Source organism: Lysobacter sp. HDW10, from assembly GCF_011300685.1.
GTDB lineage: Bacteria > Pseudomonadota > Gammaproteobacteria > Xanthomonadales > Xanthomonadaceae > Solilutibacter.
On record NZ_CP049864.1, the window covers coordinates 1,810,019 to 1,825,022 of the forward strand.

General features: G+C 62.4%; 12 protein-coding genes and 1 pseudogene. 4 read left to right on the top strand and 9 right to left on the bottom strand.

Going from position 1 to position 15,004, the window contains the following annotated elements; all coding sequences use genetic code 11:
* Positions 1-133: 133 nt before the first annotated feature.
* Positions 134-343: a hypothetical protein gene (locus G7069_RS10630; protein ID WP_205758707.1), complete on the bottom strand. Its 210-nt coding sequence runs from the start codon at positions 341-343 to the stop codon at positions 134-136.
* 153 nt (positions 344-496) lie between these two features.
* Between G7069_RS10630 and G7069_RS08775 the strand changes: the two genes are divergently transcribed.
* Positions 497-739: a hypothetical protein gene (locus G7069_RS08775; RefSeq protein ID WP_166296635.1), complete on the top strand. Its 243-nt coding sequence runs from the start codon at positions 497-499 to the stop codon at positions 737-739.
* A 466-nt stretch (positions 740-1,205) separates the two neighbouring features.
* Positions 1,206-1,481, top strand: a complete 276-nt coding sequence (locus G7069_RS08780; protein ID WP_166296638.1) for a hypothetical protein — start codon at positions 1,206-1,208, stop codon at positions 1,479-1,481.
* 707 nt (positions 1,482-2,188) lie between these two features.
* Here G7069_RS08780 and G7069_RS08785 read toward each other — a convergent pair.
* Together G7069_RS08785 and G7069_RS08790 are read right to left on the bottom strand one after the other, a co-directional pair.
* On the bottom strand, positions 2,189-2,944 hold the full coding sequence (locus G7069_RS08785) for an enhanced serine sensitivity protein SseB C-terminal domain-containing protein (RefSeq protein ID WP_166296641.1): 756 nt from the start codon (positions 2,942-2,944) through the stop codon (positions 2,189-2,191).
* A gap of 477 nt (positions 2,945-3,421) precedes the next feature.
* Positions 3,422-4,375 carry a DNA-binding protein gene (locus tag G7069_RS08790; protein WP_166296644.1) on the bottom strand — a complete coding sequence of 318 codons (954 nt, stop codon included), beginning with the start codon at positions 4,373-4,375 and terminating at the stop codon, positions 3,422-3,424.
* Between the two features lie 103 nt (positions 4,376-4,478).
* Here G7069_RS08790 and G7069_RS08795 point away from each other — a divergent pair, with 103 nt between their 5' ends.
* On the top strand, positions 4,479-5,558 hold the full coding sequence (locus G7069_RS08795; RefSeq protein ID WP_166296647.1) for a site-specific integrase: 1,080 nt from the start codon (positions 4,479-4,481) through the stop codon (positions 5,556-5,558).
* A gap of 60 nt (positions 5,559-5,618) precedes the next feature.
* Here the strand turns inward: G7069_RS08795 and G7069_RS08800 are convergent, their stop codons facing one another.
* The 6 genes and pseudogenes from G7069_RS08800 to G7069_RS08825 form a co-directional block, all read right to left on the bottom strand.
* Positions 5,619-8,234 (bottom strand): hypothetical protein, encoded by a 2,616-nt coding sequence (locus G7069_RS08800; RefSeq protein ID WP_166296650.1) that lies wholly within the window; start codon positions 8,232-8,234, stop codon positions 5,619-5,621.
* Between the two features lies 1 nt (position 8,235).
* Positions 8,236-9,186 (bottom strand): hypothetical protein, encoded by a 951-nt coding sequence (locus G7069_RS08805; protein WP_166296653.1) that lies wholly within the window; start codon positions 9,184-9,186, stop codon positions 8,236-8,238.
* Entirely contained in the window at positions 9,183-9,977 is a 795-nt protein-coding gene (locus tag G7069_RS08810) for a hypothetical protein (protein ID WP_166296656.1), read from the bottom strand. The genes G7069_RS08805 and G7069_RS08810 overlap by 4 nt, the downstream gene beginning before the upstream one ends.
* A gap of 254 nt (positions 9,978-10,231) precedes the next feature.
* Positions 10,232-11,251 (bottom strand): GTPase-associated system all-helical protein GASH, encoded by a 1,020-nt coding sequence (locus tag G7069_RS08815; RefSeq protein WP_205758708.1) that lies wholly within the window; start codon positions 11,249-11,251, stop codon positions 10,232-10,234.
* Positions 11,252-11,256: 5 nt separating this feature from the next.
* A complete protein-coding gene (locus G7069_RS08820; RefSeq protein WP_166296662.1) occupies positions 11,257-12,582 on the bottom strand; it encodes a metallophosphoesterase in 1,326 nt (441 codons plus the stop codon).
* A gap of 533 nt (positions 12,583-13,115) precedes the next feature.
* Positions 13,116-13,373 (bottom strand): annotated as a pseudogene (locus G7069_RS08825) (DDE-type integrase/transposase/recombinase); the annotation flags it as partial.
* Positions 13,374-13,729: 356 nt separating this feature from the next.
* Between G7069_RS08825 and G7069_RS08830 the strand changes: the two are divergent.
* Positions 13,730-14,995 carry an efflux RND transporter periplasmic adaptor subunit gene (locus G7069_RS08830; protein ID WP_166296665.1) on the top strand — a complete coding sequence of 422 codons (1,266 nt, stop codon included), beginning with the start codon at positions 13,730-13,732 and terminating at the stop codon, positions 14,993-14,995.
* The last annotated feature ends 9 nt before the right edge of the window (positions 14,996-15,004 follow it).

Below are 15,004 nucleotides of genomic sequence, written 5' to 3' on the forward strand. Positions count from 1 at the left end.
GCGGCGGCCTTCATATCGGAAGGGCGCACAGCGGCTAGGAACTCGTCTGGCAATGGGAACAATTGGGGGTTTGTCCAGCAGATCGAAGTTTCGAGTGCGGCCCACGCGCCGCGCTCCTGGTCAGTAGGGCGACTCAAAACCGAACACTCCGGCGAAATGCTCGTTCACGGCGACGACGCGCCACGCGATGTTCGATGTAGTCGTAGAGACGGACCGCACACTCAAGAACAAGCGCCACGACGAAAGCAGCCGTTACCGCGAGCAGCACGGCAACAACGGTCAAGTGCACGTTGATCCAGGGCGCGGTTGAAAGCGCGGTGTATAGCGGCGGCGGTGAAAACATCGGTAGATCCCCTGCCCGTGCCCGAAGGACCCAAGCCCCAACGGGCGTGGGGTCTTGGGTATGTCAAGCCATAGGCATAGACACGGGTCGAACTATGCCTAGGCCTTGAACATTGTCAAGGCCTAGAATCAGTCAAGACATAGGGGTACGGGCATGCCTATCTACGACGCTTGCGATAAACCACATGGGCCAGTTGAAATTGCTTACTGCAAAACTCGACAGGTCCCAGGGCTAGAACGCCGAACTGAAAACCACGACATGATGTTTTTTTGCACGTTAGGGAAAGAGATCAGCAAGGCGAATGGCGGCAAAGGTGACGTAAAGAAAATCATGATTTACGTCGATGGAAAACGAACGTACGGATGTGAGCAACTGACCAATGACAAGAACAAATGAACTGATCGACGCGTACAAAAAAAGCCTTGATTTGCCGTCTGATTACGCAGCGGCGAAGTCTCTGGGACTTCGCCCAAATAGAATTAGTAACTACAGATGTGGCGTGTCTCACGCCGACGATAAGACCGCGATTATTCTTGCCGATGCACTCGGATTAGATCGCCTTAAAACAATCGCGCAGATAAATAGTGATCGCGCAAGTAGTGCTAGAGATCGAACTTTTTGGAAGAACGTTGCGAAAGCAGCGAGCCTAGTTTTGCTGTTCAGTACAGGGCTGCACTCGCCCGCACATGCTTCAGAAATAAACGGGAACCCCTCTATGCATTATGCGAACTCTTAAGGCATTTGTCTTAAGGCACCTCGGGTGGATCTTCTGCACCAACCGGGCTCAGTAAACCTGTGACGTTCCTGCCCTTGCTCGGTTTTGTCACAGCTTCACTAAGCGCTCGGGATTGTCACGACTCCAATGATGCAAGCGAGAATCGCCTCGGCGTCACTTTTCCTGGTTTCGTTGTGCGATCTGAGCTTCGATCCTGGTGAGCTTGGCTTCGATCTTGCTGAGGCGCTTAAGCAGCTCGGCCTGAAAGGACCTCTGGGCCAATTGATTGCCTCCAAGGAAACGCCCCGTCACCAGCGTACAACCGCCCATTTACCGACCAACAATCGCCCTCGTTTTGTACATTCCCCGAAAAAACGGCCGGAAGAACGAACAGCCGCCGACAACGTGCCCGAAGTTCCCTGAAGTTGGTGCCTCGCAACTGCCCACTTAGCGGACGCAATCCCGTCTAAGATCTTTCCCCCCACTGGCTGGCCGCTGGTGCCGACAACAAAAGGTCCTGCGGCATCGTGATCACGACGACAACATGCCCCACTGTTGTGTTTTTTGGACGGGGTCAACCAAGTCCCGCAGCTTAGAAGTCGCTCCCAGTTGAGTGCGGCAGTCGCGACTCTCCGCCTAACATTCTCCAAGCTGCAGGCGTTATATCGGTGGCTGCAAGATACAGGGGCAGATTATAGCTGCCGAACATGCGCCTAAGGCGTCGCCAGTCTCTCCCCATGAAGAGCCACAGATAGTCTTCGTCGAATTGAAATTCCGAGCGAAATGGATAGGTCGGAGCATCAGTTCCCGCACCCTCTAGCAGGTCGAAGCCATCCAACGTAAGGATACGCGGCGGGGTCGTGTCCTCCCCTTTTGGTGGACCGTAAAAGCCGCACAAACGCTGAGTTACGCCATCCAAGCGCACTGCAGGGTCAGGGCGCAAATCGACAACTTCCATCTCGACGCGTTTACGGCCGGCGGCTCGTTTAATCGCGTCAATCACTGCCCCCGCAGAGGCGTCGTCTGGGCACGCCACGAATGCCGGTGTGCGAACGCTTGGAAACAAGTGGTGCACGTATTCGGAAGCTACCCGTTCTGCTAAGAGCTGGTGATCAAACGCCATCTCCACCCTAATGCACCTGTATATGTGACAAATCAAGATTTCGGGTTGGCGCTCGTTCGTAAATTGGCGCAACCTTCGCCGCATCAAGCCAATCAGGCGTGTCTCCTGGTTCGAAGGACGTTAGATCGATGCTGCGCTCAAAGTTTTCGACGCATCCATGGAGGTTCGTAATGACGGCCCGAGCAACCCGTTCGGCATCCTTCTGCGGCACGGCCACTGCGATCAGCAGGCCGCGTTCTTTGGATGTGTGCTCGTCCCCGATTTCTAATGCGTAGGCCGCGACGACGCTCGGCAACGTCGAGAAAATGGAATTCAGCTGATCGATCAAGCGTGATGGAACGTCCGTCGGCGGGGCGATGCGAAGTTGGCGATCGCCTGTTTCGAGCTGTTCCACAATGGCGACTTCGTCCCGATCGAGCAGTGCCGCGACTTCTTCCGGATACAGTAGGCAACTGATCGAATTCGGGTTCAGCAGCAAGATTCGGCCGCGCGTCAGTTCGAGCAGTTGCCGACCGGTCAGACCGACCAACGTCGCGTTGCCACCGGCGGCCGCCACGGCCTGAGCTTGATCGGTGAAGCACGGGAAGACCGTGACTCCCTGCGGCGTCGTGAACTGGATGAAGTGCAGACGCCCCCGTTTCGACTTGCGTGGCGCAAGCGCATATAGCGTCGCCCCAAGCAGTGCCCGAAAAAACGCAGGTTCCGTGGTCTTGTCGGCGATCGCCAGGTCCATCAAGCGATTTATTTCATCTTCCGGGATCACTGGTTGCGGCACCGTAGTATCTAAGAGTTCCTTAGTTTACTGCGGGGTTTGGGCGACCGTGCTGTTGGTGTGGCGCGCTGGGCGGGACGCTTGCCTTCGGCGGCGTGGGACGACGCGACCTGCCGTTTCGCATGACGCGCCTCCAGCCGCGCAAGTTGCTCTTCCAGCTGGGCACCGCACTCTTTGGTGTACCGCGTGAACACTTTCGGTGTACATCCGACGCACTCACGCCTGTACATCCAAATTTCTACCGTACAAGGGCTTGTGCACTCTTGCGACTTCCGTAGATTTCGGTGTGCACCGATCCCGCTGTCTGCCGCGGACAACTCCGCGGAAAGGTACCCTCACTGACATCTCAGTCGCGTGGCTGAATAGCTTCCGAGCTCTCGATCTGAGACATCTGACGACTGATCGACCGCTGTGGGCACCGCACTCTTATAGGCGGCGCCACCGCAGTCTTGGGGCACTTCACGCAGGTCACCGCTCTGCGGGGACCTTGGGGGGCGTGCCGGAGCCTCGACTCGGTCGTTTGCCCCGCGCAGTCTTCGCCTTTGACGACCCCTCATTCCGGCGCAAAGCCGCTTCCAGTGCAACGGGTAGATCACGGAGCTTGCCCAGTTGGTCGTCCAAAGCATCCGCCCGCGCACGCTGGATGCCGGATTCACGCTCCGCCGCCATCGCTTTCGAAGTGGCTGCCTCCGCCCGCTGGCCCAGCGACTTCTCGGCTTCCGCATGCGCCTTTTTGACGGCCGCCAGCTGATTCTTGAGCTCCTTGCCTTCTTGGCGGGCGCGATCGACCTCGGCGTGGGCGCGATCCTCCACCGTCCGCACGTGGTTCGCCAGGGATTCCCGCTCGGCCTGAGCGACCTCCTGATGTTCCTGAAGGCGCTGCTCAACCGCCTGGCGGACGGCCTCGGCCTCCACTGCCCGTGCGAGCGCAGCCTCTCGCTGCTGGGACACTTCCTCGATCTGCCCTTCGAGCCGACTGACCAGCCGTTGCAGTTCGGCCGCCTGGGTCGACGCCACGCGTTCGGCGTGCGCAGCCGTTTCCGCCTGCTCACGCAGAACCGCAGCCTCGCTGCCGAAAGCCTCGCGGTCCCGGTGGAGGCCGTCGCGCTCGTCTTGAAGGGCCGCACGGTCGGCCGCGAGGTCCTCGTCGGCACTGATTCGGGCGCTCTCCAGGGCTAGCGCCCACCACTCCGCCGTTAGGGCAGCGACCGCGTCCGGCGCGGCCGGGACCGCGAGTTTGGCCTGCTGCGCGTGCAATCGCTGGCCCAGCCCTTGCCACCAAGTCTCTAGCCACCGAGTGACGGTGTTTGGCGAGCCGGTGCCTAGGAGCGCGCGGATGCGCTCGACGGTCGGTCGCTCGCCGGCGCCAACGATTTCGTCGGCGGCGGTGTGGACGTCGGATTCGGTGATGCCTCGGGCCATGTCGTGCCTCCTACGCGGGCGCCCTGCCCCGTTGCTTCTGTACTGGTGATAAGTGATGATTATCGCTAGAACACGCCGCGTTTCATATCAGACAATACATACTATGAAACGAAATAGCACAATCCCCGCAAGCACCGCGACGGCCACCAGCCTGGTGCTGCCCGAACAGTTGGCGGAGCAAGCGGCCGATGCAGTGCGCGAACTGCTCGCCGAAGCGGCCGCCGCCAACACCACGCGCAGCTACGCCACGGCCCTGCGCTACTGGGCTGGCTGGCATCGGGGCCGCTACGGCGTGGATCTCACCTTACCGGTCGGCGAGGCCGTGGTGATCCAGTTTCTGGTCGATCACATCCAGCGCAAGAACAAGACCGGGCTGGTCAGCGAACTGCCGCCGGCCCTGGATGGGACCATGGTGGCCGCCGGGCTCAAGGCCAAAGTCGGGCCGCTGAAGCTCTCCACGGTGACCCAGCGCGTGGCCGTGCTGTCGACGGCACACAAGCTCAAGCGCCTGGCCAACCCGTGCGACTTGCCCAGCGTCAGGACGTTGCTCAGTCGAGCCCGGCGGGCGGCCGTGAAGCGAGGCGAGCGTGCCACCAAAAAGACGGCCATCACCCGCCCCGAGCTCGAGGCGATGCTGGCTACCTGCGATGACAGCCTGGAAGGCCTGCGCGACCGTGCCCTGCTCTGCTTCGGCTTTGCCAGTGGCGGGCGCAGGCGTAGCGAAATCGCGGCAGCCGACATGCGTGACCTGCGCAAGGTCGGCGAGGGCAGCTACATCTATCGGCTGGAGTACTCGAAGACGCAGCAGGCGGGGGTGACGGTAGATTCAACTCCGGACAAGCCGATCCTGGGACGCAGCGCCGAAGCTTTGGCGGCATGGCTTGAAGCAGCCCAGATCCGAGAAGGAGCGATCTTCCGCCGGATCTGGAAGGATCGGGTGGGCCCTGCCCTACTCCCCGGTTCGGTGGCGACGATCGTGAAGCGCCGGGCGGCCATGGCGGGGCTTGCGGGGGACTTTGGAGCGCATAGCTTACGGTCGGGGTTTGTGACCGAAGCTGGCAAGCAAGGGGTGCCTTTGCCGGCAGTGATGGCAATGACCGAGCACCGATCCGTGGCGAGCGTGATTGGATATTTTCAGACTGGCGCGGCCGAGGACAATCCAGCGGCACGGTTACTGAAGTAGTTCGGCGCAAACAGCAGCACACAGAACTGAGCGTTGCCATCGCGTCCGGAGCTATCGACTTCAGTCCAGCCCAAGCTCCTTCAGGGCTGCCCGGATGGGCTTTCGCACCTCTGCCGGGACCTGCTTCAGGTCGGCGCTCAGACCCTGAAGCACCTTTTCTCCGCCGCGCTCCCGGGCGATCCTTCCTAGGATGCGGACCGGATCACCGGCCCGTACGGCTGCGATAGCTATGTCGGAGATTCGCCATTCTGAATGGACGAAGGCGTCGGCCAGACGGCGTCGTGCGCTTTTGCACTTGTCCCAGTCGAGGAAGACGAACATGTAGCTCAGCAGGTCGAACGCGCTGTCCTCGGCGAGCGCCCGGTACACGGGCGGAAACGCCGCCGCGATCAGCGGCGACGCGGCCTCGCGTCGATCGCCGAGCGCGAATGGCAGGAGTATGGCTGAAGCCCTGACGAAGCCATTCGGAGTTACCGATCTGGATTCCCACAGCAGCTTCGCGGCGGCCTCAGCAGCCTCGGTGGATATGTCCAGCTGATGCCGCCCCGTCATGGCCCCCGCCATCTCCTCGACGCCGGCGAGAAGGGAGCCACGGGCGGCGACGGACGCGCGACCGAATGCAACGAAGTTGCGGGACGCCGCCGCCGGGGACACGCCCCGCTGCACTCCCACGCGCATTGCCCTGCCACCATTGAGCTTGGATCCTGCCGCCGACAGAAGTTGATCGAGTACGGCGGGCGAGACCTCGTTTGGTTCTTGAGGCAGTGCGAGTTCGATCGCCTTGCTGACCAGCTCTGCGCCGATGCCGCCCTGCAGGTTTGGGAGCAGCGCGACCACGAGGGCGACGTAGTCGTGACGCGGCATCGTCGCGTTGTAGGCGATGCGGGACAGCAACTCAGCGTCCGATCCGTCCGCCGCATTCAGCGAGGTGATGGTTCCGGTCAGCGTGTCCTCGTCGGCTAGCATGCCGCGCAACTGCTGCGAGTTCGCCTTGGTCAGCAGCGACCTGATCAACTCGATCCGCCGGCCCTGCTTCAGCGCGGGGGTTGTGAGCAGCCAATTCATATCCGCCGGGGTCTGACGCAACGTGGCCTCAACGAGCGCGTCGCCTCCGCCGCTCGCGCCCATCCGGATCACCGCGTCGCGGAGGACAGCTTCGGCTTGAAGCGCGCGTGCTCGTTCGATAAGGACGCTCCGCATTCCGGGCGAGCTAAGCCCGTTGACGGCATGGACGTGCGTGGCCTCCTTGACCAGGCCGTCGGCGTCGAGATCGTCGATGAGCAGCCGGGCGGGATCGACGTGGTGATCGTCGACCATGAGGTCAAGTAGTCGGCGCTTTGCTTCCGCCCGAACCTCGTCGTCGGCGGTACGGAGCGCCGTTGTCAGTACAGACGAAAAGATCGGGAACCTGCCTATGGTCCCTTCGGCCAGCTTTGCGCTGGCGAACAGCAGGTCGAGAAGATCTTCGCCATCGAGGCGGCTCAGCAGCTCGGCGACTTCGAGATCGAGCGATCGCGCGAGCCCGTCTGCCGCCGCGCTCACCAGCAGCGCCCTCTGAGGCTCGACATTAAGCGACGAGAGCACCTCCACGGTCTCGACCGGATGACGGGCGGCCAAGTCTACGGCTGCAGCCCGTATGGATTTCGCTACCGACATTGACGGGCGAAGGCCCTCGAGCTTCTGAATAAGGGCGCCAAGGTATCTCCAGGCGTCCTCTGCTCGCATGGTGGTGGCCGCCAGCGCCGCCGACTTAGCCAGCGCCGGCTCCAACTCGCGGATTAAGTCGACCTGTCTGACCTTACGCGTGTTGGCGATATCGAGCATGCCTAACGCCGCGGTGGGGGAACTGGGTAGCTTGCGACGAAGATCATCCCAAAGGAGCGAGACACGCAGAGCCGACTCACTGCCGGCGCCGTCCGATGACATCTCGCCAAGGACATCGAGGTTCTTGAGCGACGGCTTGGGAGAGCTGAGCACCCGAGCAATGATGAGCTCGGACCATGGATGGCGGGCTGTCCCCCGCTTCCGCCCGTCGATGCGGCGTCCCTCCCAGTCGCCGAACCGGGACCGGGCTTCCTTGGAAGCGAACACGAGATCGAAGCTGCGGCGGCCGATTGTCCTGGGAGAGCGGGCGAAGGTCGACATGCTGAAGGTACGGCGAAAACCCGGCCAGAGCGCAGTCGTCAATCGGAGCGCGAGCGGCTCCGGCTTGTCCGCGTCGAACACGACGATGGGGGCTCGCTCCTCGAGGAACATCGCCTCGATAAGCTCCGTGCCCTGCAGCGGATCGACTGGCGGAAGCAGGATCGAGCCGGCGGCGGTCGCCCTGCGCTCTGCCGGTTGGTTCGCTCCGGCCTCTGTGGCGACGGCAACGACGGCCGCCACGTCCTGCATCTCCTGCCAGTCAGCCATAGGCACCAAGACGCTACGGGTGCGGACGCAGCCAGCCCGCGGCGCCTCGAAGTCTTGCCAGGTCCTAGCGACCACGTAGTGCGTCTCGCTCGGCAGGGGGTACAGGGTCAGATAGGGCGCAAAGCGCTCACCCGGTGAAAGCGGACCGGCGACGTCGGACAGCCTATCGATCAGATCCTGGTCGGGCTTCGGTAGCCGGATGGTACTCGAGAGGAGCTGATGCCCCTGCCGATAGCCATGCAGCTGCTGATCGAATCCGTCCAACCTAGTCACCCATCGCCCAAGCGATGGGTAGCATCACGTCCTCGTCGCACCTCCAGCCACCCCCATCCTCGACAACAACCCAGCCCTGCTCCGAGATGTCACGCTCGAGGAACCTGTTACGGAATTCATCGTCATCCTCCAAGTCCCCGCCAACCACAGATAGCCCGAAGAGCTTCACGTTCAGACGACCCGTATCGGCCAGACGCCCGGCGAACAACGGAAACTCCCTTCTGAGATAAGCCATCGGCCCACTAGCGCGGGTCTGGGGATCGAGCAAGTCGTAGGCAGCCACGACAACGGCCACATGGGGGCGACCACCGTCGACACGGTTCGCCAGGCACAGATCGAGATATCGGAGGAGTTCGCACAGAAGCACCTGCGTCGGCAGGTCGGGCTCGGACGCCAGCGGGATGGTGTCCTGAGACTCCTCGTTCGGGAGGGGCTGTTCGGACTCAACGGGCTCCGCCATACCATCGTTTCCGCCGCCGACCTCTTCATCATCTGCGTGCAGACGCAGGATGTTGCGCGCAGTAACCCAGTCGAGCGGCTTAACGTTCTGATCGGATAGCGCCCGCACGAAGACGACGGCGCCTTCCGCTTCGTTCAGGACATCTAGCCATTCCCGCGAGATCTCGGACGTCGCCACCGTGCGTGTCCACAGCTCGCCCGAGATGTCCGGCACCATCAGTTCGCTCACTGCACCCTGGCCGTTCGCGTCCCGGACGCTAATCGAGAAGTCCGCGCGACCGACCTCAAGGTTCCGATCGGAGCGGGGCGCGAAGCTGCCCTGCATCAGATGCTCCACGGCTCCGTCAACATAAGCGATGTTGTCCGGCAGCCGCTCGGCCCGCAGCACGCCCTTGCGCTTCTTAAACGACGGCCAGAGGCGACCGACGTAGTTGGTCTTGCCCGAATCGGGGCCACCCAGAAGAACGATCGATCTCCGAGTCACGCGACACTCCTGAAGCAGCCAAGCGTCCTTGCACTTGGGCTTTGGTTGTCCGGCCAGAATTCCGGCACCGCCCGGCCGTGGTTCAGCGTCATGTCGATCAACGGCGCAATGCCCGAACCAGGCTCGACATCTCCGAAGGAGAAGGAGGCAATCGGTGCAAGCGCGATTTCCATCCCATGCCCGCGGCCCACCTCGCATATGCTCTCGTAGGCATCCGCCGGAAACTCCCCGATGTCCCGCCAGCTAGGGACTAGGATGACCCGTGGCCCGGGCGTCGGCAGAATCACTGATAAGCGCTCAACCAGCATCTCGGCCCGGTACGTTGCATATCCCTTAGTCTTGGGGTTAGCGAATGCGCGACCGTCGACCATCAACCAGATCACCGACGCCGATCCGAGGAACGCGAAGCGATCGCTGTCGGCCTTGTCGATTAGGGCCTTCGACCATTCTCCGGGAAGATCCGGCACCAACATGTCGAAGAAGCGATCGTCCTTCTGGCGGCGCAACCTGAGATGCAGGAAACCGGCCTGCCGGTCGTCGGCCATCTCGGTGTGGGTAGTGAGCTGTCCTGGCTCGTCGCCCTCTGTCCAGTGGCGGCTGCCGCGTGAGATCTGTTCGAATGCCATCAGAGTGGCGCTGTCGGCGAAGTCGTATCCTGCGAACCCACCCTTGGCGAGAAGAAGGTAAGCGCTCACAAGGCAGGCCGTTTTACCAGAGTCTGGCAGACCCAGGATGCCGACCATCGTCGTATGGCGCCGCGTCATAAGTGACGTCGCTTCCTCTAGACCCATCGTCAGGCTCGAAGGCAGTCGGGGAGTCTGATCCGGGCTCGCCAGCACTGCGCCGCCTAGATCGACGGAAGGCTGTCGTTCGGTCAAAGGATCCGGCCAATGAACGCCGTCGTCGACTTCGTCCTCTTCGACTCTGTTCGCTGCCTCTGCCGGATCCCTCCGGTTTGAGCACGTTTCAACGGGGCGGTTCAGCACACACGCTTCCGTCACGTTGAACGTGCATTCGCTCAGTCGGCATGGGCCCTGAACCATGATCAGCCGCCCCGCAGCTTTGCGACCTGTAGAATGCCGCTCTCGAGTAGAGCCCGCGCTCCCCATTCGCGTGCGTCGCGCTCGATCTCCGCGCCGCCACGGTTGACATCACCGCTCGCGATTGCAGCGAGTAGTGGGAAGCCAGTGGGCGACCGGCGGACGCAATCAGCATCTACCGATTTGGCCAGTGTCGCGCGATGATCGCCAAGCGCCGTCAATAAGGCAGTCAAAGTGGCGGGGCTTCCGGACGGCACTCCGCGCAGCACCACATTACGGTGGCCCGACGCTGGCAGGCGGCGCAGCTTCGAGGCACCGTCGATGCCGGCGACCACCGCGCGGACGAGTGGATCAGCGTCAGAGAGGCGACCGTCAAGCACCTCGCTCCAGTCTTCCATCATCCACCACAGGAATTCGAGCTCCTCGCGGTCCAGCTCAGCGTTCTCCCGCAGGGCTTTGACCAACGGTTCGGTCGCTTTCCTATAAGCGGCGTTCGCCCTCGAGCCCGTCGGCTGAGCCTCCGGCAAGGTGAGTGGTCCGATCTCCGGAACCGGCACTCGCTTGCGCGACTGTTCGGCGACCCGCATCGTCCTAGCCCGCGAGGCGACGAGTACCTCCTGACGGAGAACTTCGATGGGTTCCTCCAAAACAGAGGGCTGGAACGAGAGCGCCGACCAGAGGGCCGCCGCCAAGGTGTCGACAGCCGTCCAGCCGGACGCGTCTCGTTCGCGCGCGATGAGGTCCAGGGCCGAAACGAGTGTCACGACAATGATCTCGAGATCGTGGTCCTCGCGGACAAACGCGGCGCTTCCGGCGTTAACGATTGCCTGCTCTACCTCCGAGGCGAACTCGTCGCGCGCCCTCCCGTCGGCGACGCCATCGGCCAGCGCTGAGGCCAGCAGGATTGCCGACCAAGGGTCGTCGAGCGCAGTAATCCAGGACTGGATCGCCGCGACCGCCGCGTTGCGACGACTGACGTCCTCGTCCTTCGGGTCCGGCCAGAAGATCCTGACATACTTCGCCATCACACTCATTCATCTTCCCCCGATTTGTGTTCCAGTATCGCCGCGTCTATCGCAGCCGACAATTCGCCGAGACGCCCCTGTGCGACTAGCTTTGCGAAAAAGCGCTGTTCGATAGTGTGATCCAGACGGTCCGTCAGATCGGCGGGTATCACGTCGAGCTCGACTAGGATACGTCGGCGGCCGTCCTCCGGAAGATCGCGGAAGAAACGCAGACGGACCAAGCGAACGTCTTCGGTCATCGAAAAGTCTACCTCTGTCGACCCCGTGATTGGGTTGGCGACTGCGTGCGCCTGAGGTTGCTCATCCACGACGCCCTGTACTGGGGCGACCGGCGAAACTCCCCTGCGAAAGTAGGGAGATCCGAGCACATTTCGCTCTGACCTGCCTTCGAGGAAGCGGCTATCCCGCTCAAAGCGCTTCATCTCGAAGTTCCAAGTCCGCGGATTGATGGTCACCGCCAGCGCGTCGGACCCGTCGTCCCAATCGAAAGTCAGGATGTTGTACTTATACGTGTACTTCTCATCGATGTCGTCAGGCGCGGTCGCGCCGGCGGCCAACATCAGAAGATCGCACTCCTCCTCAACCGCCATAATGGTCAACGAAGGGAAGTGCTCGTGCCCAGAAATGATGACGCGGGCTCGTGACTTGAAGTAGCGGGCCGCCTCGTCCGAGTCTTGGAGCCAGTTGAGCGGGTGATGGACAAGCACTACCATTTCCTCGCCATCGATCGGCGTGAAAACGCGCTGCCGCGCACCGAGTATTAGCTTACCTTCGTCATCCTTCAGCGAACAGATGAGCGCGGAGTTTAGATAGACGAAACGGACAGTCCGCTCCGGTGCCACGGTGACAACCACGTCGGCTGAGTACGCACCGCCGACGTCTAGGTCGCAGCCGTAGCCGCTAGAAAAGTCCCGGTACGCTGCGAACCGCTCATAGAGCACTTCGCGCTGGACCTCGTCATCGAGGAGCATGTCCAGCATCTTGTCTCCATGCTCCCGAACTGCGTCGAGATGGAACTTCGTGATAGGGGTTATGGCGTTGCGATCAATGTCGTGGTTTCCAGGGACCATCTGAATATCGAGGCGGCTACAACCAACGCGTTCCGCTAGCCTGTCCAGCCACTTGCCGGCCTTCGCATACTCCTCGTACTTAGCAGCGTAGGCGATATCCCCGGTCACAATAATGCCTGTCGCGCTCTTGCCGAGTTTCGCGATCTCCGCGGCGGCGTCCTCAAGCAGCTGTTCCTTCGCATCGTCATTTATCGTGATGCGTCCGCCGTCCTTCTCTTGGCCGAAATGGATGTCCGACAAGTGCATGAAAATTGCTGTCATGCTGCCCCCTTTCGCTTATTATAGGCGCTTGATCAAGTCACGAGCATAAGGTCCGGTCGCGGCCCGAACTGGGGCGTTGCAAGAACGATCTTGGATGCAGTCGGCCGCTTGGACGCCGCCCCCCCTCGGGACGACGGCGTGGCCCCCCCACGAGGCCAGAGAGTCATCAGAGCGTGCCCAGGAGCTCGTCATCCAAGCGACCGACCAAACGTTCCTATCATTTGTAGCAATTGGGCAAGGCCAGACGGCAAGCCGCGGACGGTAAGGCACCGATCCGCGGGAGCCAATCAGTTGAAGCTACTGCTAGCTACCGTTCCCTACCCACGATAAATCCAACTAATCCCCTGCCCCGCCAACGTGAGGGTCGGCAGGGATTCGTGTAAAAAACAGCTAAAAGTGAGCTAACGTACTGTCGAGGTTGAAGTTTTGTGGCGCTCTACAGGATGCGCTCTTGCGCATAGAGCGGTAGATCTAGCACCAAGTCGCATTCCAAGGTGAGGTGCGCCGCTGATGTACTCGGGACCATTGTCGCAGCGGATCGACACGTACTGCACCCCGCGGTCGCTGTGGTGGATCAGCCCGCCCTGCATCGGTCGGCGCTCGTGCAGGGCCTGCTCCAGCGCGTCCAGGACGAAGTCGGTCCGGTCCGAGCCGGAGACCTTCCAGCCCACGATCCGGCGGGCGTACACGTCGATCACGAAGGCCACGTAGACGAACCCCGCCCAGGTCGAGACGTAGGTGAAATCGCTCACCCACAGCGCGTTGGGCCGCTCGGCGTGGAACTGCCGGTTCGCTACCTGGAAGACAAGTTCGTTGATATGAAGTTGTAGGAAACAGGACGGTCGTGCCAGCAGGATGCGTGCGGACATTGCCGAGTTCGCAACACCCCGTCGCCTGTAGCGCCCCTCAGAGTGTTGCATCGATCTATTAAATCCGCGGCCGGGAGCGCGCATAGGATTTCGACTAGGCCGGGGCGCAGTCAGCACTAGGGCCTGGTCAGCCCTAATGGATGGTCAACTCAACACTGCCTGAACGCCCCCTCGGCAAGCACGGGCATATTTTGACAAAAAGAGAATGATCGTTCATTATCTGTCAGCCAAGACCGGTCAAGAACCGGCGATTTCCCATTCCCGATCGAGCCTCCCCCATGCGCAAGACCCCGCTCCGACTGGTTCTCCTCCCCCTCGCCTTGTCCGTCGCGATCGCCGCCTGTGGCGGGGATCCCGCCCCGCCGCAACAGCAGGCAGGCGCGGTGACCGTGGTCACGCTGAAGTCCGAGCCCGTGACCCTGACCCGCGAACTGCCGGGGCGGACCGCCCCGTTCCTCGTCGCCGAGGTGCGGCCGCAGGTCAACGGCATCGTCAAACGCCGGCTGTTCACCGAGGGCGGCCTGGTCAACGCCGGGCAACCGCTGTACCAGCTCGACGACGCCTCGTACCGCGCCGACAGCAACAGCACCAAGGCGAATCTGGCCCGTGCCCAGGCGACCCTGGTCACGGCGCGACTGAACGCCAAGCGCACCTCCGAGCTGGCCAAGATCGACGCGGTCAGCAAGCAGGACGACGAAAACGCCACCGCCGCGCTGCGCCAGGCCGAGGCCGACGTCAAAGCCGCGCAGGCCGCCGTCGACGGCAGCGACGTGGTGCTCGGCTACGCCCGCATCACCGCACCCATCAGCGGCCGCATTGGCAAGTCATCGGTGACCCAGGGTGCGCTGGTCACCGCCAACCAGGCCGCCCCGCTGGCGACGGTGCAGCAACTCGACCCGATCTATGTCGACCTCACCCAGTCCAGCAGCGAACTGCTGGAGCTGCGCAAAGGGCTGGCCGCCGGCACGCTCGACAGCACCGACCAGCTGCCGGTGACGATCCTGCTGGAAGACGGCACCCCGTACTCGCACCTGGGCAAGCTGGCGTTCTCCGAAGTCACCGTCGACCCGTCCACCGGCAGCTACGCGCTGCGCGTGGTGGTCGACAACCCGGACCACCTGCTGCTGCCGGGCATGTACGTGCGCGCGGCGGTCGGCAATGGCGTGCGTCCGGACGCGATCCTCGTGCCGCAGCCCGGCATCGCCCGCGACCCCAAGGGCAATGCCACCGCGATGGTCGTCGGCAAGGACGGCAAGGTCGAGGTCCGCCAGGTCAAGGTCAGCCGCACCATCGGCGACAAGTGGCTGGTCGACAGTGGCCTGGCCGCCGGCGACAAGGTGATTGTCGAAGGCCTGCAGAAGATCAAGCCCGGCATGCCAGTGCTGGCCACCGAGGCAGCCCCAGCCGCCGCGGCCAAGCCGGGCGCCACCGCGTCGGCTGCCAGCCAGCCCTCCATCGCCAAGCCCGACGCAGCCAAGTTTGCCGTAGCCAAGCCTGAGGCAGCCAAGTCTGCCGCCCCGGCCACCGACGCCGCAGGGCAATAAGGGGACACC